Origin of the sequence: Companilactobacillus jidongensis, from assembly GCF_003946575.1 — a bacterium.
GTDB classification, from domain to species: Bacteria; Bacillota; Bacilli; order Lactobacillales; family Lactobacillaceae; genus Companilactobacillus; species Companilactobacillus jidongensis.
Genome location: NZ_RHOP01000006.1, coordinates 26,610 through 53,296, shown reverse-complemented (window position 1 = coordinate 53,296; position 26,687 = coordinate 26,610). Strand labels below are relative to the sequence as shown.

Here is a 26,687-nt window from a genome sequence, read left to right as displayed (position 1 = left end):
TAGGTGCCATGTAATGAAAAAGCTAACTAAAAATCAGCAAGAGTTTGCAGATAATTACATCAAAAATGGTAATGCTTCGGAAGCTTATCGTGAAGCGGGTTACAAGGCTAAAAGTGCTGCAGTGATTAGAGCTAACGCAAGCAGATTGCTAACAAATGCTAACGTTAAAAAGTATATTGAAGAGCGTATGAAACAGATTGCTTCAGATAAGATTATGGGCGTTACTGAAGCAGTTCAATTATTGTCTAGTATTGCTAGAGGAGAAGTGACTGAAACTAAGGTAATAGGCACTCAATATGGTGCTGATACGGTAGATGTTCCACCTGATTTAAAAACTAGAATTTCAGCAATAAAGGAAATTCTTAAACGTCATCCAAACGATGATACGATGTTAAAAGTACAATTGCGTAAAATTAATGCTGAAGCTAAAATTGCTGAAGTTAAGGCTAAAGATATGGTTAAGAACGATGATTCTCAAATGAAGGCTATCGGTGGTTTACTTGATAAGATTGAAACGGAGGTTCAAAAAGATGACACAACTAAATAAACTTTTTGCCCCCAAACAATTAGAAGTGCTTGATCAGGTGGTTAATGATCCAACGTGGAATCTAATGATTAATTATGGAGCTGTTCGTGCCGGTAAGACGTTCGTTGACAATTTCGTATTCTTACTAGATGTTAGACATGCAGCAGAGGTTGCTCAAGGTCAAGGCGTGTTGCACCCGCAATATATTTTGGCTGGTGTTTCATCTAAGACTATTCAAAATAATGTATTGAATGAAATTGAGAATACATTCGGCTTAAGTTTTCATTTTGATAAGCATAATTCGTTTGAAATAATGTTTCCAGGATTGCCAGCGGTTAAGATCGTACAGGCTTTTACTGGTTCAATCGCTGGTTTAGGTGCTATTCGTGGTATGACCGCTTACGGTGCTTATATCAATGAAGCTTCACTTGCTAATGAAGAAGTATTTGATGAAATTAGAAAGCGTTGTTCTCCTGATGGCGCTCGTGTTGTCTGCGATACTAACCCTGATATACCAACGCACTATTTGAAGAAAAAGTATATTGATAATCCTAATCATAGTAAGGCTATCCGTAGCAATCATTTTAGGATTGACGACAACACATTTCTATCCAAGACTTACGTTCAAAATCTTAAAGAAACTGAACCAGCTGGCATGTTTTACGATCGTGCTATTGAAGGTGAATGGGCGGCTGCTGAAGGCATTGTTTATCAAGATTTTGACCAAAAGACTATGATTATTCCACGCTCACAAATTCCAGACAATCTAACTATAATATGCGGGGTCGATTGGGGATATGAACACAAGGGATGTATTGTGGTAGCTGGTGTTGATGATAAGGATAGATATTTCATTCTTGAAGAACACACAGCGCAATTTAAAGAGATTGATTACTGGACTGATGTAGCTAAGGACATCCAGAAACGATATGGCAAACATGTCCCATTCTATGCCGATTCGGCTAGACCAGAGCATGTGGCGCATTTTAATCAATGTGGTATCAAATGTATTAATGCTTACAAAAACCGTTTAACAGGCGTTGAGTGCGTGGCTAAGGCTATGAAGACTAACGCCTTTTTTGTTGTCAAAAATGCTATTGATAATACAGGAATCAGTCAGACATCTGATAAGTATCATTGGTTTCTTGAGGAAATATACCAATATGTTTGGGATGACAAGACTGGAGAACCTTTAAAAGTTAACGATGATGTGATGGATACGATTCGTTATGCGATTGCCACGTATGAACGTATTAAAAATATACCTACTAGCCCAAGTATCAACGAACAAGCAAATTATCTTAATAGCTTGGGATTTTAAATGAAAGGAGAGTGATCTAATGGCAATTGAAGATAATCCGATAGCTTACTATTCAAGTTTGCCTTATCCGAATCAAAGAACAGTTCATATGCTCAGTGGGAGACGTTTCTCACTTGATTCAAACAAGCAATATAAAATGCCAGCAGAGTTGTTTAACGTTATCAAGGACGACCCTGTTAAGTTAGGTGAAATGGCAACAAAGTTTATTGAGAATCATCAATCGTTACAAGTACCACGCTTGTTAACACTCTACCGTTATTACATTGGTGATAATGACATTCATTATTGGAACAGTGAGAAGCCCGAAAGCCGTGCAGATAATCGTATTGCTAGTGGATTTGCTCACTTTATTACATCAATTAAAACTGGTTATCGTTTTGGTAATCCTATTAAGTTTCAATATAACGATGATCTTGAAACATCTGAAACCGATGAAGATACACTCAATGATCTAATTAATAAATTCAATTCTAAAAATGATGAGTCGTATCACGAAAAAATAATGGGCAAGAACCTGTCTATCATGGGACGTGCTTACGAATTGATGTATGTTCGTGAGAATACCAATGATGTCTCATTACGTCCTGTAGACCCTGTTAATGCTTTTGTCGTCTATGATTCATCAATGGAACAACATTCTTTATTTGGTGTTTATTATTACAACGTCAATTTCAATGAACAAGATTATTGGTACACAGTTATTTATACGGATACAAATATTTTCATTTATAAGCCAACGTCAAGCTTTGATGGCCAATTAACGTTATCCGATAATCAAGAACACAATTTCGGCTCAGTCCCATTGACCGAATATATCAACAATGATGAGCGCATGGGTGACTGGGAATATAAGCTCGATACCATTGATTCAATTGATAAAAGCAAATCCGAAATGGCCAATTCACAAGAAGATTTCAGCAATGCTATGTTGATGATCACAGGTGATATTGATGTTCCTAAAACTCCATGGGTTGGTGCTGATGGGCAACCATTGACAGATAAAGACGGCAATATCATTTATAGAAATACGCCTGAAGTCAATACTCGTCAAAGTAAAATTTGGTTGAAACCAGCATTGGTTAAGAACGGCGTCAATGATTCTGGTCAAGTCATCCAGCCAACTGCATCATATCTAACCAAAGAATTGAACACAGACGGTTGGAAACTCTATATTGATGCTCTTAATATGGAAATCCACAAGGACACAAATACGCCTGACACAAGCGATGCTAATTTTGCATCTAATGCGTCGGGCGTTGCTATGTCTTATAAATTATGGGGAAATGATCAAGAACGAGCTAATCAGGAATCACTTTATACACGTGGACTAATGAGACGCTTACGATTGCTTGGAAATTATTGGCAAGCATTAGGAAGTATCCAGAATGCTGATATGGTTGAAAATATCAATCCTATATATACGCCTAATATGCCTAAGAATGATGCCGATATTATGCAGACTGTTACGGCTCTAGTTAACACTGGTAAAATATCGGATCAGACTATCCGTGAGCAAATCGAACCCGTCACTGGCGTAAGCAATGATGCCGAACAACAACGAATTGACGAGCAAAATGAGAAAATAAAGAAAAATAATCCATTTAACAATGTATTTACTAGAAAGCCTGATGAATCTCAAGATGATAATGGTGATAATACCGACGATTCTAATCCCGACGAGGTAGACAACGATGAAATTGACGAAAAGCCAAGCGATTAGTATTGCTCAAAAGATTTACGGCAAACAAGATATTAGAGTTAAAGAAATCGAATCAATGTACCGTGATACTCAATCGAAAGTTATCAGTGATGTTGATGCGTTTATGGGAGCTAATAAGTCATGGACCGCTAAAGCTAATCCTGGTGAAATTGCTGACTTCCTTAATAATCTGAAAGACACATTCTATAATGCCAGTCCTGATGATCAGAATTTAATTAAGATGGCTTTCAATAACAATAATTTAGATACCAATGGCGATATGCTGATGGCTAAGGTTACTCAAGATATTGTTAGACTGGCAATGGCACAAAAGATTCATTTAGGTGTCGCAACGGAAAATATTCCTAACGTTGTTTATGCGCCAACTTATACACAGGCTAAAAACGTTATTAATGATAATCAGCATATTGCTGAGCAAAGTAAGAACGTGGATGCAATTATTTATAAATCTACGCAAAATGCTGTGTTAGACAGTCATGTTGATTCTGATATGTTTTCTTCAATAAATAAGCAAACTATGCAGACGTTGAGAAAAGTTCGTGAAGTGGCTGAAAAGGCTGCTAAAAGTCCTAAAGATTCATTAAATTGGACCAAGGATGTCTCTGATATATTGACTGGTGGAAGCAAAGCAACGAATGGGCAAATGGGACGTGCTGCTGGCATGATTCGAACGGCTACCGCTCAAGCAATGAATAGAACTAGATTGCAAGAATTACATTCAAGAAACGTTAAGAAGTATAAATATATCTCACTCGAATCACCAACGACGTGTGCTGACTGTGATGCACTAGATGGGCAAATATTTGATGTTGATGATGCTGAAGAAGGAGTGAATTTTCCATTGATGCACCCTAATTGCCAATGTACAGTAATTGAGGTGAATGATGACGATGATTGGGATACTTCTAATCATGATGTAACCGATGAATTAAATAATTTATAGACGACTTTAAAGAGGTCGCCTTTTTATTGCCTTCAAACGTGCGTCAGGCATTAAAGAGCCACGGATATAGTCGACGGACTCTAAATGGAAATTAAAGCTGACGAGCTTAAAACGGGAGGATAACTCATGAACCCAGATAATAATCAAGAACCAAATAATCAAACGATCGACAACGAGCCTAAGGAAGTATCTAAGGAAGTATCTTTTGATGATAAGCAGCAAGAAAAGGTTAACCAATTAGTTAGTCAAGCAAAAGCTAAGGAAAAGGATAAATCTGATCAAATTGTTAAAGAACTCCAAGACAAAGTTAATAGCATTCCTGATTTAATCAAGAGCGCTATTGCTAAACACGATGCTGAGGCTAATATGACCGATAAAGAAAAAGCTGATGCTGAAACAGCTGACTTGAAGAAGAAACTTGAAGAATTACAAGCTGAGAATCAGCATCGGAATTTAATTAACTCAGCTACTAAAATTGCTGAAAGCATGAAGTTGCCATTGCCGTTTGCTGAATTATTCGTTGGTTCTACTGATGACGAAACAAAGCAAAACCTTGAAAGCGTCAAAACTGAATTTGATAATGCTGTGCAAGAAAGTGTTGAGAATCGTTTGAAGGGTAAGAGTACACCTCAAACTGCCACAGGTAATGCGGCAGTGACACTTGATAAGGATTTGAATGATATGAGCCTTGAAGAACTTACAAAGGTTTATATGGAAAATCCTGATTTAATTAAGAAAGATTATTTAAACAAATAGAAAGAAGGAAATTTAAATGTCACAATTTACTGGCGCTACATTTTTAGGACAATTAGTTGTTCCTGAATTATGGGCACAATATATCAATAACGATACAACTAAAACTAATCGTCTTTTAACATCAGGAGCAGTAACTGCTGATGATGTTATGGGAGCACATCTCCAAGATCCCGGAAGACTAATGAACATCCCTGTATTGAATGACCTTAGTGGAGATCCTCAAGACTGGAACGATACTGATGATATCTCAATTGAAGGAATCACAAGCGGTGAACATAACGCTATTAAATTTTATCAAGCTAAGGCGTTTGGACAAACCGATTTTGCAGAGCAAGTTTCAGGCGCTCAAGTGCAAGGACGCATTACATCACGATTTTCAAACTATTGGCAAGGTCAAGATGAACGATTGCTATTAGCAATTCTCAATAACATGTTCTTGCTTGACGATATGCAAGAAGCTAAGTCATTCGGATTTGATAAGGTTGAAGACTTATCAGCGGGTAATTATTTAGCTGCATTATCAAGAATGGGTGATGTTGCTACTCCATCATTAACAAGATTAGTAGTTAACTCTGCTACCGTTTATGCTATGCGTGAACAAAATTTGATTGCTGATGTTCAACCTTCACAAGGTGCAACAGTATTAACAACTTATAATGGAATCCCAATCGTTGAAGATGACGATATTCCACTAGATGCTGACGGAACAACTACAATGTACGCAATGATGGATGGAGCTTTGAGATATTCAACAGCACCAGCTAGTCAAAACGCAGTTGAAGTAACACGTGACTCACTTGGTAAAGGTGGTCAATCTGCACTTATTAACCGTCGTATCGTTTCAATGCATCCAAATGGTTTAGGATATGATGTCACACAACCATATGTGGGATTAACTGTCAATAAATTGGAAACTGCTACAACTCCTTATTATAAAATTGTTACTGATCCAAGAAATATCGGTACTGTTGCTTATAAATTTAAGATTGATCCTAAGTATGTCGTTACAAATATCAATACTAAGGCTAAGAAGTCAGCAGCATCAACATCAGGTACTACATCAGGCACTACATCAGGTACTACATCAGGTAAGTAATGAGGTGATTTTATGAGTGAAGAAACTCAAGAGACCACAGTTAATGATTCGGTACTGGCAAATATAAAAGTAGTCAATGATTTAGAAGAAGATGATCCAAGGATTCCTCGCATTAAGATTTATATCGAAAATGCTGTAGATGAAATTGAATTATATTTAGGTGTTGATGATCTGGATTCAAAGCTATCTGTTGCTGTTCAAAAAGTCACACAGAATGCAATTACCAGGGAAAATTATGAGGGAACTAAGTCAGTTAGCGAAGAAGGGATGTCTTTGACATTCAGTGATACTGACCTAGAACCGATTCAAAGCTTGCTTGATTCATATAAGAATGGCCTTGCTGATAATGACCACAGAGGAGGCGTATTTACCTTTGATTAGACCAATTATTTATTTGATACGAAAAGTTGATAGTTCTAAAGATGATGTACTCAATCACACAAAGACATTGGTAGCGACCAAGTTTTATGGTGCTAGAGTTACAGAATTGAATGGCTCACAGGAGCAAATTAACGTAATTGGTAAGCAATATGATAAGTCATGGGTAATCAGACTGAATTGCCCCGAAACGGCTGATTATGTCGCTTTTGATGGTGAATATGATGAAAAGAAACAATCTCCTAAGTATATTGTCAAACAAGTAAGACATCATAAGAGCAGAACGACATTATATGTTGCTGGAACGGAAGTGAAACCATGAGCTGGGATAATGAAGACGTACCAGTAGTCAGGATTCAAGCTAAGGATAACTTTAGTGATTATTTAACTAATATGGCTAGATCACTAAAACAGTCTGGCAATGCTGATTTGGCAGAAATGATACTTCAAGATAAAGCACGACTCAAAGTTAATGTGCCTAAGGCCGTTGATAATATTGCTAACGACGAGGTTGACGGCGCTCAAAAGCTAATCAAAGAACGTGAATACCATTCAAAGTCTGGTTATGTTGGACATGGTAATTTGTGGAAGTCTGTTGCTAAGCATCCCTCTAAGGATAAGATGTCATCTGATATCTATGCCAATGCTGAATCCAAAGATGGATATGAATACATTCAGGCGTTCGAAAATGGCCTGAAAGATAGAAATTATCCGGCTCAACATGTTATGCATGATAGTGGTATGCAGTTAGATGTTGATAAGTATTCAGATGAAATTATTAAGAATTCGATTAAGTAGGTGGTTAATTTGATTTCACCACAACGTGACTTAGTTACTAGTGCTATAAAAGTATTGAATGTCATTACTACCGACATACCAATATTTGATTCTAGTGAGAGTGATAGCAACGGCTATCCTCAAATTATTATTTCAACAGGTTCAACCGGTGATTCACAACGTGCTAAGAATGAACAACGTTCAAGTTATACTTTATATGTTGATTACTTTGACACGGTTGATAATGACCATGGCTTGATGATGGACACGTGTTTCAGCATACGTGAGTATCTGAAATATTTGAGATTATCAAGTTATAATTGCTCATCTGTTGCTTTCAATCAAGTTGAGGTTATTGACAATTCAACTGATCAGAGTTTGAGACACGTAACAATCACGATGGATTACAACATAACAGAAAAATCATTTATTTAGACATTCATTTCAAAAGTGAATGTTTATTTTTTTACCAAAGAATTTGAAAGAAGGAAATAAAATGGCTGACAATACACAAACAGGAAACAAACTCAAAAAAGACTTTAAAGGTCGTGACGCAAATAAAATCATCTATTTGTATAAGCGTTTTATGCATGAACCAGTAACTAATAAGGCACACATTTTAGGTCAACAAGGTGCTACATCAGGTACTAACACAAGAGCAATTCAATCAACTACCACTAAGCGTGGAACTGCTAAGGGCGTTGGTGCAATTAATCAACAAAGAACAGTCGATGTTATCTTTGATGATCCTAACAACAATGGAAAAGATCTCTATTGGGATCTATATGCAGCATGGGAAAAAGGCGAATTAATTGGCTTATGGCGTGTTGACCTAAATACGCTTCATGGAACAAAGCCAAATCGTAAAGTTCAAGCACAATTTTCTCAATCTTATGTTCCTAACTTGCCAAATACCGAAGCGCTTGGTGGAATCGTTACATCCAATCTTCAATTTGAAGTCAACGGCGTTGAACGGGCAATTAATTCTGATGAGAATGCTTTTGAATTGGACGAATCTGACCTTGATGATGGTGTACTTGATGATTTAGATAAGTATTACAACTGGGCACATCCAAGTGACATTGGTACAGAAAACGGGGATGTGGTTGATAATACTGCCGATGATGAAACCATTACAGTTCAAGATACAACAACTGGTGAAGATGTCATGGGCCCCGGAGCTTCTAAACCAGCTAATACATCTAATCCAGCAAGTTCAAGTACAGGATCAAGCACAGGTACAGGATCAAGCACAGGATCAGGTACAGGATCACCAGTGTCTTCGAATACTAAGCCGACTGCTTAGTATCTAATCAAGTGCATACTCACATACTTGAGCGGTGGTGGACGGAATCAAATTATTAGGAGAAATTGAAATGCTAACTTTAGAGACAAAAAAAGGAATGATCACACCTACTTTTAATTATCTTTTATACAAAAATATTGCTGGTGAAGACAAGGATAAACGTACTGACAAATTTAATTCATTTTTAGATGGTTTATTTGCTGACAATGTAGATTCAGTGATTACTTTCTTTAAAGCTGTGGCTGGAAATTTGCTTAAAGAAGATGAGTTGGTTGATCAATTAAGTAAAGATGGTCGATTTGACGATATCCACGAAGTTACTAATGAAATTATTAAGGGACTAATTAACGCAGGTTTTTTAAAAGCGAAAATAAGCGAGTGGATGAGATACGGAGATCGTTTGATCAAAGGTATGAAGAAGAGTTTGGAATTGAAATCGGTAAAAGCCGAAGAAAAAGAAATGACTCAAATTCAAATCGATCAACTCGAAGAAAACATGAAGGAAGCAAACGAGAGAATCGAAGAAGCGAGCAAGTAAATCAGTTTGATTTGGATGAACAGATAAGTAGAGCTAGAAGAATTATCGGTATTACTAATATTGATGATTTTTGGAAGTTAACTCCCTTTGAATTTAATGATTTGTGTCGTGGAGCGTTGCTTGCTCAATATGACGATCTTGAGAATGAACGTCTTAAATCCTCGATGGTAAGACCAGTAGGCCTGATTGAAGATATTGAAACACAAAATCGATCAATTGAATCTTCACTTTTTGAGGTTAAAGATTTTGCTACCAATTTTGGCAAGGAGTCGGACAACATTCAAAGAAAACAAATCAGTGCAAAAGCGTTTCATGATCTGGTCATGGAAAGGGGGCGAGAATAGATGTCAGATATCGTAGTAAATAAAGTTATTAATTTTCTTGGTAAAGATCAGTTAACTCCGACTGCTCAGAGAGTTAAACAAGCAATGGATAACATCAAGGATAAGAACGTAAAACTTGATGTTACTGCTGATGAGCAGAAAATCGTTACATTTAGCCAAAAACTTCAGGGCTTGCCTAAAGATGTTCAAACTAAGTTGAATGCTATGGCTGAAAAGAACGGCTTTGATACGTTTGACAGCTATATGAAAGCATTGCCTAAGGATCAATATACAAAGTTAAAGGCAAACGTTGAAAATGGTGGATTTGAAGTATTCAAGTCTGATTTAGGGAAACTCCCTAAAAGTCAGCAAGCCCAATTAAAGGCCATTGCTAAGCAAGAGGGATTTAAGAACTTTGATGATATGTTCAAAAAAGTTCCTAAAGAAGCTAGGACTAAGTTAGATGCGGTAGCTAATACTCACGCAGTTGAAGATTTTATTCATGTAACCAAGGATATTCCAAATCACATCAATACAAAAGTTACGGCAGATACCTCTAGTGCTAATACAAGTCTTGAACGATTTAGTGATCGGATGGATGCTGCTAAGGAAAAAACTAGTCGATTTAAATCAATTATCGGTGGTTCATTAATTGGTGGTGCTGTCTTGAACGGCTTGCAAGCAATGTCCGGTGGTCTTATTTCTGCTGCTAAAAGTGGTATACAGGTAGTAGAAGCTGGCGAACAAATTAATCGTGTCTGGGAAGGCATGGGGCTTAACGCTGGTCAAACTAAAGCTATGGTTGGCTCTATGGCCGAATTAAGAAGTGCCACTGGTTTTTCTGCTGGTGCAATCAATGACTTGCAAAAGAAAATTTATGGATTTTCTGGTAGTTTTACTACCACTCAAAACCTGACTAGAGCCTTTTCAGCATTGGCAATTGAATCTGGTAAAGGTGAAGATGCTGCAAATGGTTTGGCTTCTTCTTATGCAAAAGTTGAATCATCAGGTAAGCTTTCAACTATGGCTTATACACGAATGTCTAAAGCAGTGCCGGCATTGCCACGTGAATTAGCAAAAGCTTTGAACATGACCCAAGATCAATTGACTAAAGCTATTTCAAATGGTGATATTACATCGCAAAAATTTGAAGATGCTATGACTCAAGTTGCCGCACATTCATCAGATACTTTTGATAAGTTCGGCAAGACTGGCGAAGGAGCAATTGCACGTATTAAATCTGGTTGGATATCTGCACAAGGGACATTAATGAAACCATTGGTTGATGAAAAGACTACCGGTCTATCTGATATAGCTGATGAGTTAAATTCAAAGGCCTTTCAAGGATTACTAACCGACGCCGGAAAAGGATTGGCTAAGCTGTCTCAACATGTGGCTGTCATTATCAAATACCTTTCTCAAAACAGAGGAACAATCTCCGATATCACTAAAGATTTAGGTACCATAGTAGGAATTTTTGTCAAAGGTGTTTGGGATACGACGGTTACGATGTTTAACGATTTAGGTAAGGCATTCGGATTAATTGGTAAAAACTCAAAAGATGATGCAGATCCATTAAAAACACTTGCTAAATTGCTTGATGGCGTAGCCAAACATAAAACAGCAATCAAGACACTTGCCACTGCATTTGTTGGATTCAAAGCATTCAAAATGTCTGAATCAGCATTTGAACCATTGCTAAGAGTTGCAGGTCTTGCAGATAGAACAAAAGGCGGTCTTTTAACTAAAATCATTGGCGATGGAGATAACCAAAAGAAGGTATTTAGGTTTGGCGTTACGGGTATTAATGATTCCAAGACTAAAATTAAAGCATTTATTGGAACAGTTAAAGATTTGGCTTTATCCGGTAAGAATTTAGCTGTAGCATTTGGAGTTAAAACAATTGGTGCGTTAAAGACCTTTGGTACTACCATGATGACTTTAGGTAAGACGGCCTTAATGAACCCTTATGTTGATATAGCACTTGCCGTGGTTGCGTTAGGTGTTGCTTTCTATGAAGCATATAAACATATCAAGCCATTTAGAGATGCTATGAATAAGCTCGGTGGTAATATCGTGAAAGGCGTCAAAACAGGAATTGATGGAGCTAAGAAGCTTTTCACTGGTAAACTTGGCTGGGAGCAAGCAATTGGCAAAGAAACCGGAAAGATTGGCAAAAACATTCAGTCTGGATTTAATACTGCAACTGATTGGGTAAAGAAACATAAGACCGAAATTACTGCCTCGTTAGTTAATCCTTTCGCTGGCGCAACGGCTTGGTTCTTGAAGGATACTAAGACCGGCAAAAACGTTACTAAGTGGATGACAGGACTAGAAGCATCAGTCAAAACATCTACAAAAGGTAAAAAGGGTCTTGGAAATAATCTAACAGGTATCTTTAAAGGCGTCGGTGATTGGTTATTAAAGGATAAGTCAACCAAAAAAGGTTTTGACAAATGGATGACAGGTCTTGAGAGCTCGGTTAAAAATTCAACTAAGGGTAAAAAAGGCTTATTAGCTAATATTACCGGAACCTTTGAGGGCGTATCTAAATGGTTCAAGAAGGATAAAGGGACAAAGAAGGCCATGAAAAAATGGTCTGATGAACTTGGAAACGTATTTAGCGGCAAGAAAGGATTTGCTAAGAAATTCAGTAATTCATTGGACGATATGTCTAAATCGCTTAAAAAATCAAAATTCGGTAAGTCATGGGATAGCTTTTGGAAAGACACTCAGAAAACTACAACTAGCTGGGATAAAAATATTAGTAAATGGTGGTCTGGATTTTCTAAGGATTTTGGCAAGAAGTGGGACAAATCTTGGAAAGATAGAAAGACTGATATGCATGACAATTGGAAAAACATGCACAGCGCTTACGATGATTTCACCACCGGAATAGGTAAATGGTGGTCTGGATTTTCAACTTCGTTTGGTAAAGACTGGAATCAAGGCTGGAAAGACAGAAAGACCGATATGCACGACAGATGGAAAGGAATGCATACGGCCTATGATGACTTTACTACAGGTATAAATACTTGGTGGAGTGGTTTTAAATCTAGCTTTAAATCAGGTTGGGAAAGCTTTTGGAAAGGTGTTCAGAAATTATTTAAGGATATTTTTGGAACATTTAAAGATCTAGCTCACGATGCCATGAAGGGTGTTGTTGGTGCGATTAACGGTGGTATTGGCGGAATCAATACCGTTATCCATTTCTTTGGTGGAAAAGCTCAATCAATTGCACCTATCAAGTATGCCAGTGGTGTTGGTTACCACCCCGGTGGTCCAGCATTAATTAATGATCAAAAAGGTTCAGTATTTGAGGAAGCATTTAAGAACCCTGGTGAGCCTTGGAGAATCATTCCTAAAATGCGCAATGTCATGGTTGATCTAAAGCCGGGTGCTACTGTTGTGCCTGCTGCTGAAACAGCCAGAAGATTCGCACCTAGTTCAGTTCCACATTATGCAAATGGTGTTGGTGGTTGGATTAAGGGTGAACTAAGTGACATGGGCAAATGGGTCAAGGATAAGCTTGAAGGTATTACTTCTTTCTTAAAAGATCCGTTAGGAAATCTAACATCTGTTTGGGATAAAGCCACGTCTAAAATTACTCAGTCAACTAAATTCGGTAATGTGTTCGCTCCTCCAGCCGGTCATTACGTTGTTAAACAATCAATAGATTGGTTTAAAAATGTTTTAGGTAAGCTAAAGGATAAAGAGCTAGAAGCTCAATCCGTTGCTGGAGAGCCTAAGGCTGCACAAGCTTGGCTACCAATTGTTAAGAAAATATTGGAACAAATGGGTGCTAATCCACCTAAAGGCATTGATTGGGAAGCTGCTGCTTTCGTTCGTGAAATTGCTCGTGAATCTGGTGGTAACCCAGCTATCAGACAAACCGTTTCAGATAAAAATTCACTTGCTGGTAATCCTGCTATGGGATTACTTCAATTTATTCCACAAACATTTATGGCATACGCCGTGCCCGGTCACACCAATATTTTGAGTGGTGAAGATCAGATTATGGCTACTGCCAATGCCTATATGCATTCAGGTGCTTGGGATCGTATCGGTACTGGCGAACAAATTAACTTTTTGGCTAATGGCGGTTGGACAAATGGGTTGAGTATTGCTGGCGAAGTTCCTGGACAACCTGAAATGGTTATCAATCCAGCACGTCCATCAGCTATACCGCTCATGTCTAACTTGATGGCTAAGATGGCAGATTATCACCCAGAACTTAGAGCTTCAAATTTAACAAGCAATATCAGCGCTGACCTTGGTCAAAAACTAGATATTGTCATTAATCTGTTAGGCTCTATCGAAGGTAAGAACTTTGCTCCTGAAATTAACATTGCTAGAACCAGCAGCAATTTAAATCAGCAAAACAGACGTAATACAGATATCTATGCATACCAGCGAGGTGATAGACAATAATGACAAATCAGGTATTTAAAGATGAAATGACCAATCCTAAACCTCATGCTTATAGATTTTCGAACGGCCATGACAATCCTTCAAGACTGCCACTAGATCCAATTGAGGTAGCAATAAGTTTTGATGGGGTTAATTGGGAATCATATTATGATGATGAAAATTTGTTTGGCGTTCACATGTATGATTGGGACCCAGCTATCACCAATCCGGTAGATAACTGGCAAAAGATGAATACACGTGACGGTCAAAATAGAACTTCTGGATCATTCGATTCACGTGATATCACAACAATATGGATGATTGACGGAGATAATAAACCAGAGTTTTCTATGCTACTTGCTGAATTACAGAACTTCTTCATGAGTAGAAATGGATTCTGGATTGTTTTTGGTGATGAACCAACATTTAAATATCGTGTGGTTACTAAACCTATTGCACCAACCTATTTCAATGAGAAACAAGGTACTTTTGTCATCACGTTCAACAACTATACAGGTATGCGTGAGAGTGTAGGCACGTCGTTAGAAATCTTTGATAAAGAAAAAAACTTCTTTTCTTATGGAATGGGAATACCTAATAAAGATATTTCTTATGAATCCAAAGAAGAGGAGTTTTCTATTTATAATCCTAGTTCTGTTGCTATTGATCCCTTGGTACAACATCATGTCTTAAAAATTCACATCATAGGCTCTGGCTCGCCAACCCTAATTAATAAGACTACTGGCGAATCATTTACCTATAATCGTGTTTTAATACCGACTGATGAACTGATATTGGACGGTGTTGATCCATATATCAATGGTAATCCGGATGGAATCAATAGTGATCACGGAACAATTACACTAGCAAAAGGAAACAATGATTTTGAGATTTCTGGTCTATCAAATTCAGATGTTTCCTTTGAATTTTATTTCATTTATTTCTAATTATGGATTATAAAGGACATAAGCTATTTATCAGATCAGCTGACGGCCAGAATGAAGAGTGGCTGACCTGCTTAGATATTGGAACATTTAATATCGACAAGCAAATTTCAGAAACCTTTTCATTAACATTCACAGCGTTTCAGAATGATTATGATAAGATTTCTTTTGATTTAATCCAAAAAAATTCGATTGTTGTTTTTGACGGTCAACAATATGTAATTATGCAAGTTGTTGGCAAGATAGTAGATGGTTTTGTTACTAAAGATGTGACAGCAACACATATTATTTTTGGAATGCAAGATTTTAAACAGTTCAAAGTTAACTCTGGTAGTCAATCCTACACGCTTGATCAAGCATTAAAATTTGTATTTGATTCTGACTATAATTCAGAGGGCTATAGCTACCAACTAATTGGTAATTTTCCCACGGTTGATATAACTGATTGGGGAAATTGTTCAGGTTTAGATGCTATACAAAAAGCCGTTGACAGCTTTGGAGCAAAATGGATTCCTGATAATAATGTAGTTAAAATCTATGATTCAGATTCATATAAGCGTCAAACAAATAAGTCGTTTAGATGGTCGCACAATACTAACGATATTGAGCTATCTATTGATATGACATCATTAAAAAATGGGGCTATGCTGTATGGAGCTTCTAAGGATAATGAACATAGCCAAACTGATGGTGCTGTTGCTATCGTTGATTCCGCTGGTATCTCAATGACGGCTAGCCCAACAGGACCAAAAACTAGAGGTACTATTGTCTCTATGAATGGCGCACCGGTTTATAGTTCTCCAACTAAGAAAATTAAAACTGGTCAAGTTCTACCTGATGGGTCAGTTTGGAAAATTGGCCAACAAGTTTCAATAGATGGAACTACTTGGTATGAGGTCGAAACCAACGGCTGGGTTAGCTCTGAGTACCTACCGTTTGATAGACCCGGAGATGTAAAGCCGGAGAACCATGTAATTGATCTAGTTTGGGGTAAAGGACATATTAAAATTGATGGGGATTCTAGTTCTGATGGTTCTGACAAGGACAATGGAGCCAGTTCATCAATTGGTAATGCCACTTTGACGGTTTCAACTATGGAAGATGGCGGAGCACCGGTGGTAGGAGCTGATATGACTACGGTTGTTGGTCATTTACCAAATGGAAACACATACCTAACTACGAATAAGAAGACGGTTAACGATGTAACTTACTATTTAGTTGCCACAGATCAATGGGTTGCTGAAAAGTATGTCACCTTTGATAAAGACGGTGATGTTAAACCAGAAAATCATGTGATTACAGTAGTTAGTGGTCAAGGTACTTTTAAAGCTGATAATAAAGATAGCAGCAGTGATGATAGTTCCAAAGATAATAAAGATGCAGCCATGGCTGATATCTATGATTCACCATTTACGCCACAAGTTAAGACCGGCAGCCAATTGACAGCTGGTACTCAATACAAAGTCAAAGCCTCAGTTTCTGATGGTGCTCAATCCAAATCATGGTACCAAATTGATTTAGGCTGGATTGATCAATCCGCACTAGACTTTAGTGGCGCTACCGATGTTTCACCAACAGATGTTACTAATGCCTCAGCTGGAGCTAAGATATATGATTCACCTTGGACGCCTCAAACTATTTTAAATGATGTGTTGCCGAATGGTACGGCTTGGCAAATTAATGGCTCGGTGTCTGATGGAGCAAATGGAAAGTCTTACTATCGTGTTGGTGTTAATGAATGGGTAGATCAAAGCAATTTTGATTTTAGTGGTCAATATGATGTAGAACCTAGTGACACACAAGGCCAAGAGGATGGAACAACGGCAGATGACACAGATTATGTGTTTAAGCCGTTTTTTTATTACAATGCACAGTCACGCTCTGAATACGGTTTGAAAATTGGTGATGATATTACTAACGACCAAATCAAAACTCCTGAACAGATGAAGCAGTATGCTGATTCTGTTCTACAAACTGAGCCAGTAGTTGAGTTAACGGTTAACTTGAGTTATCAAGATGATTCCATGAATATTGGTGACACAAGTTACTTAGATGCCGGGCCACTTGGAATTAAGACCATGATTACTTTAAACGGTATCAGTGGCAATCCATTGATGAAAGATACACCTATGACAATAAGCCTTGATAATTCAAAACTATCAAAAAAGAATATCAACTTCGAAACATCAGATAATATAAAGTTACTGAAGCGAAATAATGACTTATTAAATAAAAAAGTAAACCGGTTATCGTCAAAAATTACTGGTTTACAAGCGTCACAAAATAACGATAAGGAGAAAAAGTAATGCAAGGATATGATGGTACACAAAAATTCTATTCTCCTGATATTAACCAAAATATGCAGTTAATGGAATATGGAAAATTGTCGGATAACCAAATAGATCCGACTAAAGATACCGGATCTACATATATTGATCAAGAAAATAATCAAGTGTATGAAGTTGTTGGCAATGATTCCAATGGAAATACTATTTTTAAGCGTTATAAATTAGTAGATTTAAAACAGCTTTTACAAATACCCGAACTTCAAGATATCGAAGGAGTTGATGGCAATCAAATTAGACTAGATCCGTTAACTCAAGAGCTGATTGGTCCAAGTATGTTTCACGCAAGTGATTACAACATTAATACTATTGAAACGGTAATAAACATTTTGTTAAAGAATCAGGCTATACAAGGGCAAAATGAAACTGCAATCATTGATTTCTTTAAGCAATTAACTGATGATCAACTGGCAGAATTGTCCACATCAATCTCCCAGATAATTGATGAACGTTATTATACTAAGAGCGATGTTGACGAAAAAATTAATAACCTACAGAAACAAATAGATAATCTATCGAATGCAGTTAACTATAAACCACAGCCTAATAGTGTCTTCCCACCGGGATTTACAGGTGAAAAAGACATCGACATCAATGATACAATTCATGATCAAAATATTGAGGACAAGGTTGAGGCACTTAATGACATTGACGAGAAAGGAGAATAAATAAATGACAGAAGTTAATACAGATCAATCAGCGGCTAATACTAATCAAGAACCCAATATTCCTGAGTTACATGTACCAGTTGGCTCCGATTACAGAACGTTCAAGACAGATATTCCACTTGAACAACCAATGATTTTTTATCTTGATGGTTCGAAAACATTCTATCTCCCACATGAGGATACGGATGATGAGCATATCCATAATTTGCCACAAGGTGTTATTGATACTTTAACCAACAAGAGAATTTTTCAAGAAATCAATATCCGCCAAGGACAGTCGGGGATGTTCAAATCACCAATTCTTTTCCTAACTAAAGATGGTCCCGTAGATATGTCCAATGTATTAATTAGATTTGAGGGAAATGATTCTTCTGGGGCCGAAATCTACGACGATGAAGGATTTAATCGAGTACAAGCGAATACTGGTAGAATCACCTGGTCTCCACAATCAGAAGTTGCTCAAAGTCCTGGTTACTTCAAGAATGCACATTTTGTCATTGAATCTATGGATAGAACTAAGATTTATACCACACTGGACTTTTCAGTTAATGTGATTGCTAATGATATAGCATATCCACGAGCAATGGCCTTTTATGTATCTGAGTATCAACGGGCGCTTTTCCATATCAAAGAAATGCAGACATCAGCTGATCATCAATTAAGTTATTTGTTGAATTCATATGCTGCTATTATTGCCGATAATCTAGCACAAATTCGTCAAAAGATGAAAGAAGCATTAGATCAGCTTGATACTGATTTAAAAAATGGTAATGACAAGGTAGATAGTTTTATTAGTGTTTCTAAAGCTAAGCTAGATGAACTAAATACTGGGTTAACTGATTCGCAGACTAAAATGAATGCTTTGGAGAAACAGATTGCTGATGATGGACTTGTAACAAAAGCTGATTTATACGTTGACGTTCAGATGGGAATCAATAACGGTCAAATTGATGTAAATGTAAATGATTCCATTTTAGATTCGGCTGTATCATCAAAAATCGACCTGCTAACAGGTTCCTTGGAAGGGAGTAATGGAGAATAATGAGCGATTTAACTAGAGTTGCTAAACTTCAAACATTAACGCCAATTGGTATTAAATATAAAAATTCTACAGGAACATATGTCAAAGTACCTTTTGACAAGACGGATAATTATTTAGATGCTTCATTATCATTTTTAACCGCTGATAGTGCCAAATCTGTTATTCAATCTCAAATCGATACTTTGGATACAAATGACAAAATTGAAGATGCTACTATATCAGACAAAATAACTACTTTGACGAATGCATTACAAGCGGACAATAAACAGGAGGTAAATTAAATGGCAGATAATGCTTTAACAAAAGTTGCTCGGATTGCCTCAAAGGCAGCTCAAGGGGCAACATATAAGGATGCTAAAGGAAATATTCAAATTATTAAACCCGCGGGTGACTCGAACTATATGGATTTTACTAATTTTTTAACTAGCACAAATGGTACAGGTGGCAGCACTGGTGGAAATACAGATCAAAATCACCCAGCCGCTGGTGCTGATTACTATGCTGGTTCACTTGCTGATGGTGAGATTACTGAAAGATATTTGCTATATCAACGAGACGAAAGTGTAGCAGAACAAACAGGCTCTCAAACTGTTATTTTACTACGTGATGTTGGTACAAAGTTCAATATGGCTGGCGATGGTGCTACGTTCCTTATTCACCTTCAAAGAACTTCAATGGCAAAAGGCGCTAAGGGCGCTGTAACCGATATTGAATTGAATTATGATACTAATAATGTTGCTAAAGAAGGATATTTTACTACTACATCAGTCTATCCGGTATATATTAAATCAACTGATTTAGCTACAACTAATGAGTTAGATATTCCAATTAACGGAATTGGTGAGAATCTAAGTGGTAAGAACTTCTTAGCTCCACACTTGCATGTTAAGTTTAATGGTGATGGAACCATGACATATTCTAGTGTTACTGGATACGATAATGACGGAAATACAGCAGGAGCAACTGGAGCCAATTATGATGTAATAGTTGATGTTATTGCCACATTTTCAACTCAAAAGGCCGTGGCACAATTTCCAGAGTCTATTAAATTATTTTCAGGAAGTACACGAACAGATAAAGCCAATATTCTTACTTTAGATGGTACCTCTGATTATTATGAGAATGTCTCCGATGGCCTTTTAATCAATTTAACAAAGTATGCATATACTTTGTATGACAATCAAGAACATGGATATAGAATTTCTAATGATGATATTGGAATTTTAGCAAATTATGTTATTCCTAAAGAAAAACTAATCGTTGGAAACAAAATTCCATTTCAGTCTCATAACACTATTACGGATAATAAAACAGTTCCAGTAGAAAGCTATGTTTCTGGAACTTGGAAATCTGATGGTACTGCTGCATTGCATGTTCCAAGCCAAGCATATGTTTTAATAGAAAAAAATAAAATTACTGTTCAATTTGTTTTTCAAATTAATTTTAGCAGTAACTATCATAATGCCTTTTTAGACATTCAAAGTATTACACCTTATAGAAAATAGGAGGTAAATAATGAAAATAGCAGTTCAATTAGATGATGATAGAAACATTACAGGAATTTACGGTTCCCCAGAATCAGGAGCAGAAAAACAATCTAAAATTGAAGGCTGGACACTAGTGGATAGTAACCCAGCCTTTTATATCGATAACATGTATTCATGGACGGTTCGGGAATCCGATAATAAATTAGTCCATATTTCAACAGGCATGACACCAGATGAAGAAACTAAAGAGTCACTAACCAATTTAACTAAAGGTCAATTAAAAGGTCAACTGATGAATCAGCAATTCCAGCAAGCTGTTACTGTTATGACTAAGCAAGCTATCCAAGATAAGTTGGCAGCGCAAATGGCAATCACAGCATTGACAAAGCAAGTAGCAGATTTAACTACCAAGTTGGATAAAGCAAATGGAGTTAATCCAACTCCAACTACACCGTCAGAAGTTAAATCTGTAGCAACAGTAGACGGAGCAGTAATTTCAGCACAATAAAAATAAAAAAAGGAAGTATTTGATTATGGCAGATCGTTCAAAAGATATCGAAGTAGTTTATGACAAGGCAGGAAACAAAATTGGCGAAAGTGAAGTCGGTGTAGCTAGCGTTGCTGTTGCAGGACTAGCAGCAGGTACAGTAGTTGCTGATGGCGATTATAAAATCACTTTTAAGGATTCTGTTACAGGTCTCGAATCAGAAAAAGTTGATGCAAAAGGCTGGACGGTTCTTACACCAGCTCCTGAAGCACCAGCAGATGTGACATCCACAGCTACAAACGATGGTGCAACTATCGCAGCTAAGTAGTCAATAAAAGCATGCTCCCTTACTGGTAGTGGTGGTGGTCGGAATAATTTTAAGGAGGAATTATTATGATAGAACTATTAAAGATGGAATTTGGTTGGGGAACGCTCAAGACCACTGACATCGTTGGCTATGTGCCTATGGTCATCTCAAAAGATGATTATAAAGATATTACAGGTGAAGATTATGACGCATCAGGCAATGTTAGCGGAGGCGAAGTAGATGATAAGAATAGCCAAAATTAGCCTTGATATTCGTAAAGATGCTGTGGTCAATAATGAGCCAATTATTCTGCGTCAAGGTGAAAGTGATGTGACTATTGAAGCAACTATCTTAAATGGGGGAGACGAAACCTTACAGATTAATTTTGCTACCTTTGTAGCCAAAAAGCCTGATGGGACAATTGTTTCTAATGATCCAGCAAATGTTAATGGTAGCGTGATCGATTATCCTGTAAGTGAGCATTTAACTGAGTCTGTTGGTAAGATTCAGGACGCTTATTTTGTGATAAATAACGAGGTAACCACATGTGGATTTGATATCTCAATCATTCCAAGTACGCAGCTTGATGATACTTCAGTCAGCTACATTCCGGGCCTCGAAAATATCAATAAGTTCTTAACTGATACCGAAAATGACTGGCTCGGTAGAATCCAACAAATGAAGTCCCAAATTGCTGCATTGAGCATTCCAGATGAATTCAAGCTGCTTATGGATAAGACTTTGAGCGATGCTAAGGCTCAATATCAACCAATCATAGATGCTGCTGAAGAAAATGTCGAAAGCATTGCCGCTGATTTAGCTGCTAAAAAATTAGATTTGGAAAATAATAGTGATGAATTGAATGCTACGATTACGGCTATCAAGGCACAAATTGCTCCCGTTAATTCATTTTTAGATGGTGTTCAAAAACAAATTATTGCGGCCAATGCTAGTTTCACAGCCGATCAGCAAGCCCAAGTATCTCAATCAATTGCAAATTTAAAGGCCCAAATAGATGCTTTAACAGTTGCTAAAACTGGTCCCCAAGGTCCTAAAGGTGACAAGGGTGATATAGGTGAAACCGGTCCAATTGGCCCCCAAGGTCTTAAAGGTGACAAGGGTGATACAGGTGAAACTGGTCCAACCGGTCCCCAAGGCCCTAAAGGTGATAAAGGTGATACAGGAACTGTTGATAACACTGGGTTAATTAATGCACCTGCATTTCAGAGCTTGCAAACTCAAGTTAATAACAGTGCCGTTGGTGTTAATATGTTAATGAATACAGGTGACTTTAATGATAATTGGACTTTAGGGCAGGAGGTTACTGTAGATGCTAGTCAAAAGCCGGCCGTATTGCATTATCCTATGGCCACGCTAACTTCATCATCTCTTAGTGGCATTGTCATACAACAACTTAATGACGGGTGGTTACAGTCTTCTACAACATATACAGCTAGTTTCTATGCTAAGGGTACAGGGACGATGATTTTCTATTGTTTCCCAAATGTATCAAATAGTGGAGGTCACGATACTCATACTAATATAACTCTTACAAGTGATTATAAACTATATACCATAACTTTCATTACTATTCCTAATGTATCAGGAAATAAGACTTTTACGCTTAGGCAAGACTACTCACCTTCAGCAACCGATCAAAATACAGTAGAAGCTTATGTCTATGGGTTTAAGTTAGAAAAAGGTAGCGTAGCCACTGATTGGACACCAGCTCCAGAAGATATAGTGACTGTGTCTGATATGAGTGGGAAAACCATCACAGCAACAGATGACACTGGCAAAACAGTAAAATTAAAAATCACAGGAATTAGCTAAGGCTAGTTCCTTTTTTTGTTGTAAAGAAAGGAGATGACTAGATGCCACCACACGTAATAATGGGATATTCCTTAGAAGAATGGTTATCGCTATTTTCACTTTTTTCCATATTTATTGGAGTTTTAACCTGGTTTGTAAATATTGTGATTATTAAACCATTAAGATACGACATCAAAGATTTATCTAATGAATTTAAATCATTTAAGGAAGAAACAAGGAGTGATAATCATGTGCTTTCTGAAATGGTTACAGACCATGAGAAAAGACTGATAAGAGTAGAAGATAAGGTAGGTAGATAATAAATGAAAAATAAATTAACTTTAGATACACATTCGGCAGTTTGGTGGGTCTCCACCTTGTCACTTGTAGGAGTATTAGCACAACAAGTTGGACATCTATTTGGCTGGGAAATTACAGGAGAAGAATTAAATCAAGCTATGGGAATTGTCAATACAGTGTTAACGATTGCAGGATCACTCGGGCTGGTATATGACACATCAAAAGGTAAACCTAGCGATTCTAATACCGTTCAATCTGATTTGACCGAAGTTAAAACGCCAACATATCAAAATCCCGCTAATTTAAGGAGAAACTAATATGACTAAATATTTTGCAGATGTGTCTAGCTTTCAACGTGATGATTTAGGCTTCTTTCAAGGTTTAGTCAATGCAGGTGTAGCTAGCGTTCTAATTAAAACTACCCAAGGTAGTGCTGATGGAGATAACTATATTAATCCTAAGTCTTTAAATCAAACAAAAAATGCTTTAGCAGCTGGAATGAATGTTGGTTTCTATCATTATTTTCTAGCTTCAAGTGTTGCTGATTCGATCAATGAAGCAAAATTCTTCGAGCAATCGGTTGTTAATCTTGGCTTTGGAAAAGATACACCACTATGTGTTGATGTTGAGGATTCCACATTAAATACTTCAAACGTAGCGAGCTATGTCGATACCTTCATTAACTACCTTGAAACACAAGGCTATACGAATGTATTTCAATACAGTATGGCCAGTTGGTTCAATCAAGGTATCTTAAATGCTAATAAGCACCCGACTTGGGTAGCTAGTTACGGATCAAGTGATTGTGGAGCAAGAGGCAATATAGTTGCTTGGCAATACACATCTACCTGGGGCGGTGGTTCGCAGGACATGTCATATGATTGGGGCATTTTTGATAAGAAATCAGCCAAAACTGAAGCAGCCACACAACCTAAAGCTGAACCCGAAAAGCCTAAAGTAGAAAATGTCATCAAGCTAACGGAACAAACTCATCCAGTAGATAGGCTAGGAATTGAACGACCTGAAATGTATGATGCAGGATCAACTTGGAAAAGTTCAGATATTGTTATGATCAATAGTGAACCACATTACCAAATTGCTACCGATATTTTTGTGCCACTATCAAAAACAGAGTTTAAAGATTTTATTATCGTTAAATATACGGACGATTCACCGGCACCTGTCTTTGATTCAAAAGGAAACAGGGTGCAGAATGCGTCTGTCAGCACTGGTAAATCCTTTAAAACCGCTGGATTCAAAGTTATCAATGGTATTCCGATGGCTAAAATTGCAACTGATGAATACATTCCATTTGAATACACATCGGGATCAAAATTTGAATAGTAAAGATTAGACAAATATAATAATATGCGCTATATTGAGGTCGTTCGTTGATGTCGACAATATTGTAAATTACCTTGGTTTTTAATTAACTTTGATAGTGTCGAAAAAGCCCATCATCTATTAATTTAGGTGGTGGGCTTTTTTGTGCTATTTAAAAAACTTAATTTTAAAGATATAGCTGTGATATAATTTGAGCTGTTGAAAGACTATCAATTCTAAATGTTTTCACCATATAATGGGTAGAAAAACATAATAAAAAGTAAGACTTTGCGCATATTTTGCGCATATTTCAAATGGGGATTGATATATAGGCTTTTTAAAATCCTGTACTCTCCTTTGAATAGAACACCTTTGGGTGTTCTTTTTTTGGACTTTTATTTACGAAATGTATATGATTATTTAGTATAAGTCATAATGTTTGGAGATAGACCAATTATAAAAATTAAGAATTTTAATAAAAAAGATTTATCTAAGTTAGCTCAATTCTCATTAGTCGGAATGAATTTTGATCGATATTCAAGTTCAAAAATTCAAAATAGAATATACGCTGAATATGTTGTGCGAGATGAATATAGCAAGGCTACGATAGCTTTAGGTGCGTATGATGAGGGTGATAACTTTTGTGGTGCAGTTTTTGCTGGATTCAATAATGAGGTCTTGATCGATCAGGGACTTCTAAATCGAAGTTATTCAAAAGTTGTGGAATCGATAATGAATGTTGGTTTTGATTCTGACTCAGGTGTTTATGATCAGGTTAATGGATTCATGCTGAAGGAACTAAAATCCAAGATGAATTTTGATGGCGAGTTAATGCTGTTTGCGGTTGATCCAGATACAAAGGGTCAGGGAGTTGGAACTAAATTGCTTACTGCACTTTCAGAACAATATTCTGGTAAGAGGATATATGTTTTTACTGACACTAATTGCTCATATCAATTTTATGAACATCGTGGATTTGACAGATGTGCTGAAGCAGAAGTACATGAACCTGGTCAGTCAATTGATCAAAAAATGAAATACTTTATTTATAAAAAAACTTTGTAATATAAATTTGAGGAGATAAAATGATAGCATTAAAATCAGAACGTGAAATAAAAGGGATGCAAGAGGCAGGAGATATTTTAACTGGTTTGTTCCATGAATTAGAGGATTATGTCAAACCGGGACTATCAACTTGGGACATCGATAATTTTTCATATAAATATATCACTGAACATGGTGCCACACCTGGTGAATTAAACTTTGAAGGTTACAAGTACTCAACATGTATCAGTGTCAACGATATGATTTGTCATGGTTGTCCAAGTAAAGATATTATCGTTAAAGATGGTGACTTGATCAAATTAGATACAGTAATCGACTATCATGGCTACTTAAGTGATGCATGTCATGCATTGGTCGTTGGAGAAGCTAGTCATGAAGTTAAAAAACTTATGGATGTAACTCTCAAGTCGCTATATAAGGGTATCGACAAGGCAATTGTTGGTAACCGTATTGGTGATATTGGATTTGCCATCCAAGATTATGCAGAGAATGAAATGGGTTATGGTGTTGTTAGAGATTATATCGGTCATGGAATTGGACCCACAATGCATGAAGAACCAGATGTTCCTCATTATGGTAAGCCAGGACATGGCACACGTTTGAAGGCTGGTATGACAATTACCATTGAACCGATGATCAATATTGGTAGTTTTGAATGTAGTGAACCAGATGAGGATGATGGTTGGACAATTCGGACAGTCGACGGTAGCTTGAGTTGTCAGTATGAACATACCATTGTTATTACAGATGATGGTCCAAAGATTTTGACTTCGTTTGATCATACACGAGATGCTAAATATTTGTTGTAATTAT

The 26,687-nt window shown here is 37.0% G+C and carries 29 protein-coding genes; all 29 read left to right on the top strand.

The features are described 5' to 3' along the window. Positions 1–13 precede the first annotated feature (13 nt). The 29 genes from EKM68_RS05010 (at position 14) to map (ending at position 26,683) form a co-directional block, all read left to right on the top strand. Positions 14–547, top strand: a complete 534-nt coding sequence (locus tag EKM68_RS05010) for a terminase small subunit (protein ID WP_125588575.1) — start codon at positions 14–16, stop codon at positions 545–547. Then, positions 531–1,847 carry a PBSX family phage terminase large subunit gene (locus EKM68_RS05005; RefSeq protein WP_125588574.1) on the top strand — a complete coding sequence of 439 codons (1,317 nt, stop codon included), beginning with the start codon at positions 531–533 and terminating at the stop codon, positions 1,845–1,847. Before EKM68_RS05010 ends, EKM68_RS05005 begins: the two co-directional genes overlap by 17 nt. 19 nt (positions 1,848–1,866) lie before the next feature. Then, positions 1,867–3,567 (top strand): phage portal protein, encoded by a 1,701-nt coding sequence (locus tag EKM68_RS05000; RefSeq protein WP_125588573.1) that lies wholly within the window; start codon positions 1,867–1,869, stop codon positions 3,565–3,567. Then, a complete protein-coding gene (locus tag EKM68_RS04995; protein ID WP_125588572.1) occupies positions 3,539–4,510 on the top strand; it encodes a minor capsid protein in 972 nt (323 codons plus the stop codon). Before EKM68_RS05000 ends, EKM68_RS04995 begins: the two co-directional genes overlap by 29 nt. A gap of 126 nt (positions 4,511–4,636) precedes the next feature. Beyond that, complete coding sequence (locus tag EKM68_RS04990; protein WP_125588571.1) at positions 4,637–5,266, top strand: DUF4355 domain-containing protein; 630 nt, start codon at positions 4,637–4,639, stop codon at positions 5,264–5,266. A 16-nt stretch (positions 5,267–5,282) separates the two neighbouring features. Then, positions 5,283–6,362 carry a capsid protein gene (locus EKM68_RS04985; RefSeq protein WP_125588570.1) on the top strand — a complete coding sequence of 360 codons (1,080 nt, stop codon included), beginning with the start codon at positions 5,283–5,285 and terminating at the stop codon, positions 6,360–6,362. Positions 6,363–6,374: 12 nt separating this feature from the next. Further along, positions 6,375–6,743 (top strand): phage head-tail connector protein, encoded by a 369-nt coding sequence (locus EKM68_RS04980; RefSeq protein ID WP_125588569.1) that lies wholly within the window; start codon positions 6,375–6,377, stop codon positions 6,741–6,743. Beyond that, a complete protein-coding gene (locus EKM68_RS04975; RefSeq protein ID WP_125588568.1) occupies positions 6,736–7,062 on the top strand; it encodes a hypothetical protein in 327 nt (108 codons plus the stop codon). The genes EKM68_RS04980 and EKM68_RS04975 overlap by 8 nt, the downstream gene beginning before the upstream one ends. Beyond that, positions 7,059–7,538 carry a hypothetical protein gene (locus tag EKM68_RS04970; RefSeq protein WP_125588567.1) on the top strand — a complete coding sequence of 160 codons (480 nt, stop codon included), beginning with the start codon at positions 7,059–7,061 and terminating at the stop codon, positions 7,536–7,538. The genes EKM68_RS04975 and EKM68_RS04970 overlap by 4 nt, the downstream gene beginning before the upstream one ends. Positions 7,539–7,547: 9 nt before the next feature. Then, positions 7,548–7,952 carry a hypothetical protein gene (locus EKM68_RS04965; protein ID WP_164509360.1) on the top strand — a complete coding sequence of 135 codons (405 nt, stop codon included), beginning with the start codon at positions 7,548–7,550 and terminating at the stop codon, positions 7,950–7,952. A gap of 61 nt (positions 7,953–8,013) precedes the next feature. Continuing rightward, entirely contained in the window at positions 8,014–8,823 is an 810-nt protein-coding gene (locus EKM68_RS04960; RefSeq protein WP_125588565.1) for a hypothetical protein, read from the top strand. Between the two features lie 70 nt (positions 8,824–8,893). After that, on the top strand, positions 8,894–9,361 hold the full coding sequence (locus EKM68_RS04955) for a hypothetical protein (RefSeq protein ID WP_025025102.1): 468 nt from the start codon (positions 8,894–8,896) through the stop codon (positions 9,359–9,361). An 11-nt stretch (positions 9,362–9,372) separates the two neighbouring features. Next, entirely contained in the window at positions 9,373–9,705 is a 333-nt protein-coding gene (locus EKM68_RS04950) for a hypothetical protein (RefSeq protein ID WP_025025103.1), read from the top strand. Further along, on the top strand, positions 9,706–14,115 hold the full coding sequence (locus EKM68_RS04945; RefSeq protein WP_125588564.1) for a tape measure protein: 4,410 nt from the start codon (positions 9,706–9,708) through the stop codon (positions 14,113–14,115). After that, on the top strand, positions 14,115–15,041 hold the full coding sequence (locus EKM68_RS04940) for a phage tail domain-containing protein (protein ID WP_125588563.1): 927 nt from the start codon (positions 14,115–14,117) through the stop codon (positions 15,039–15,041). Before EKM68_RS04945 ends, EKM68_RS04940 begins: the two co-directional genes overlap by 1 nt. 2 nt (positions 15,042–15,043) lie before the next feature. Continuing rightward, positions 15,044–17,344 carry a prophage endopeptidase tail family protein gene (locus EKM68_RS04935; RefSeq protein WP_125588562.1) on the top strand — a complete coding sequence of 767 codons (2,301 nt, stop codon included), beginning with the start codon at positions 15,044–15,046 and terminating at the stop codon, positions 17,342–17,344. Beyond that, positions 17,344–18,051, top strand: a complete 708-nt coding sequence (locus tag EKM68_RS04930; RefSeq protein ID WP_125588561.1) for a hypothetical protein — start codon at positions 17,344–17,346, stop codon at positions 18,049–18,051. Before EKM68_RS04935 ends, EKM68_RS04930 begins: the two co-directional genes overlap by 1 nt. A gap of 4 nt (positions 18,052–18,055) precedes the next feature. Then, positions 18,056–19,093 carry a BppU family phage baseplate upper protein gene (locus EKM68_RS04925; RefSeq protein WP_125588560.1) on the top strand — a complete coding sequence of 346 codons (1,038 nt, stop codon included), beginning with the start codon at positions 18,056–18,058 and terminating at the stop codon, positions 19,091–19,093. Continuing rightward, positions 19,093–19,374, top strand: coding sequence for a hypothetical protein (locus tag EKM68_RS04920; RefSeq protein ID WP_125588559.1), 282 nt, complete (start codon positions 19,093–19,095; stop codon positions 19,372–19,374). The genes EKM68_RS04925 and EKM68_RS04920 overlap by 1 nt, the downstream gene beginning before the upstream one ends. Further along, positions 19,375–20,598 (top strand): hypothetical protein, encoded by a 1,224-nt coding sequence (locus tag EKM68_RS04915; protein WP_125588558.1) that lies wholly within the window; start codon positions 19,375–19,377, stop codon positions 20,596–20,598. It abuts the gene before it with no gap. Positions 20,599–20,608: 10 nt separating this feature from the next. Next, the gene (locus tag EKM68_RS04910; RefSeq protein ID WP_125588557.1) at positions 20,609–21,088 is read left to right on the top strand and encodes a hypothetical protein; all 480 of its coding nucleotides are present in this window, start codon (positions 20,609–20,611) and stop codon (positions 21,086–21,088) included. Between the two features lie 25 nt (positions 21,089–21,113). Next, positions 21,114–21,395: a flagellar hook assembly protein FlgD gene (locus tag EKM68_RS04905; protein WP_125588556.1), complete on the top strand. Its 282-nt coding sequence runs from the start codon at positions 21,114–21,116 to the stop codon at positions 21,393–21,395. 65 nt (positions 21,396–21,460) lie between these two features. Then, positions 21,461–21,637, top strand: coding sequence for an XkdX family protein (locus tag EKM68_RS04900; protein ID WP_125588555.1), 177 nt, complete (start codon positions 21,461–21,463; stop codon positions 21,635–21,637). Continuing rightward, positions 21,615–23,207: a collagen-like triple helix repeat-containing protein gene (locus tag EKM68_RS13750; RefSeq protein WP_263853636.1), complete on the top strand. Its 1,593-nt coding sequence runs from the start codon at positions 21,615–21,617 to the stop codon at positions 23,205–23,207. The genes EKM68_RS04900 and EKM68_RS13750 overlap by 23 nt, the downstream gene beginning before the upstream one ends. A 41-nt stretch (positions 23,208–23,248) precedes the next feature. Beyond that, positions 23,249–23,506, top strand: coding sequence for a hypothetical protein (locus EKM68_RS04890; protein ID WP_125588554.1), 258 nt, complete (start codon positions 23,249–23,251; stop codon positions 23,504–23,506). 3 nt (positions 23,507–23,509) lie between these two features. Further along, a complete protein-coding gene (locus EKM68_RS04885; protein WP_125588553.1) occupies positions 23,510–23,803 on the top strand; it encodes a phage holin in 294 nt (97 codons plus the stop codon). A 1-nt stretch (position 23,804) separates the two neighbouring features. After that, a complete protein-coding gene (locus tag EKM68_RS04880) occupies positions 23,805–24,830 on the top strand; it encodes a GH25 family lysozyme (RefSeq protein WP_125588552.1) in 1,026 nt (341 codons plus the stop codon). Between the two features lie 414 nt (positions 24,831–25,244). After that, positions 25,245–25,874, top strand: coding sequence for a GNAT family N-acetyltransferase (locus tag EKM68_RS04875; RefSeq protein ID WP_125588551.1), 630 nt, complete (start codon positions 25,245–25,247; stop codon positions 25,872–25,874). Between the two features lie 20 nt (positions 25,875–25,894). Beyond that, complete coding sequence (map, locus tag EKM68_RS04870; protein WP_125588550.1) at positions 25,895–26,683, top strand: type I methionyl aminopeptidase; 789 nt, start codon at positions 25,895–25,897, stop codon at positions 26,681–26,683. Positions 26,684–26,687 lie beyond the last annotated feature (4 nt).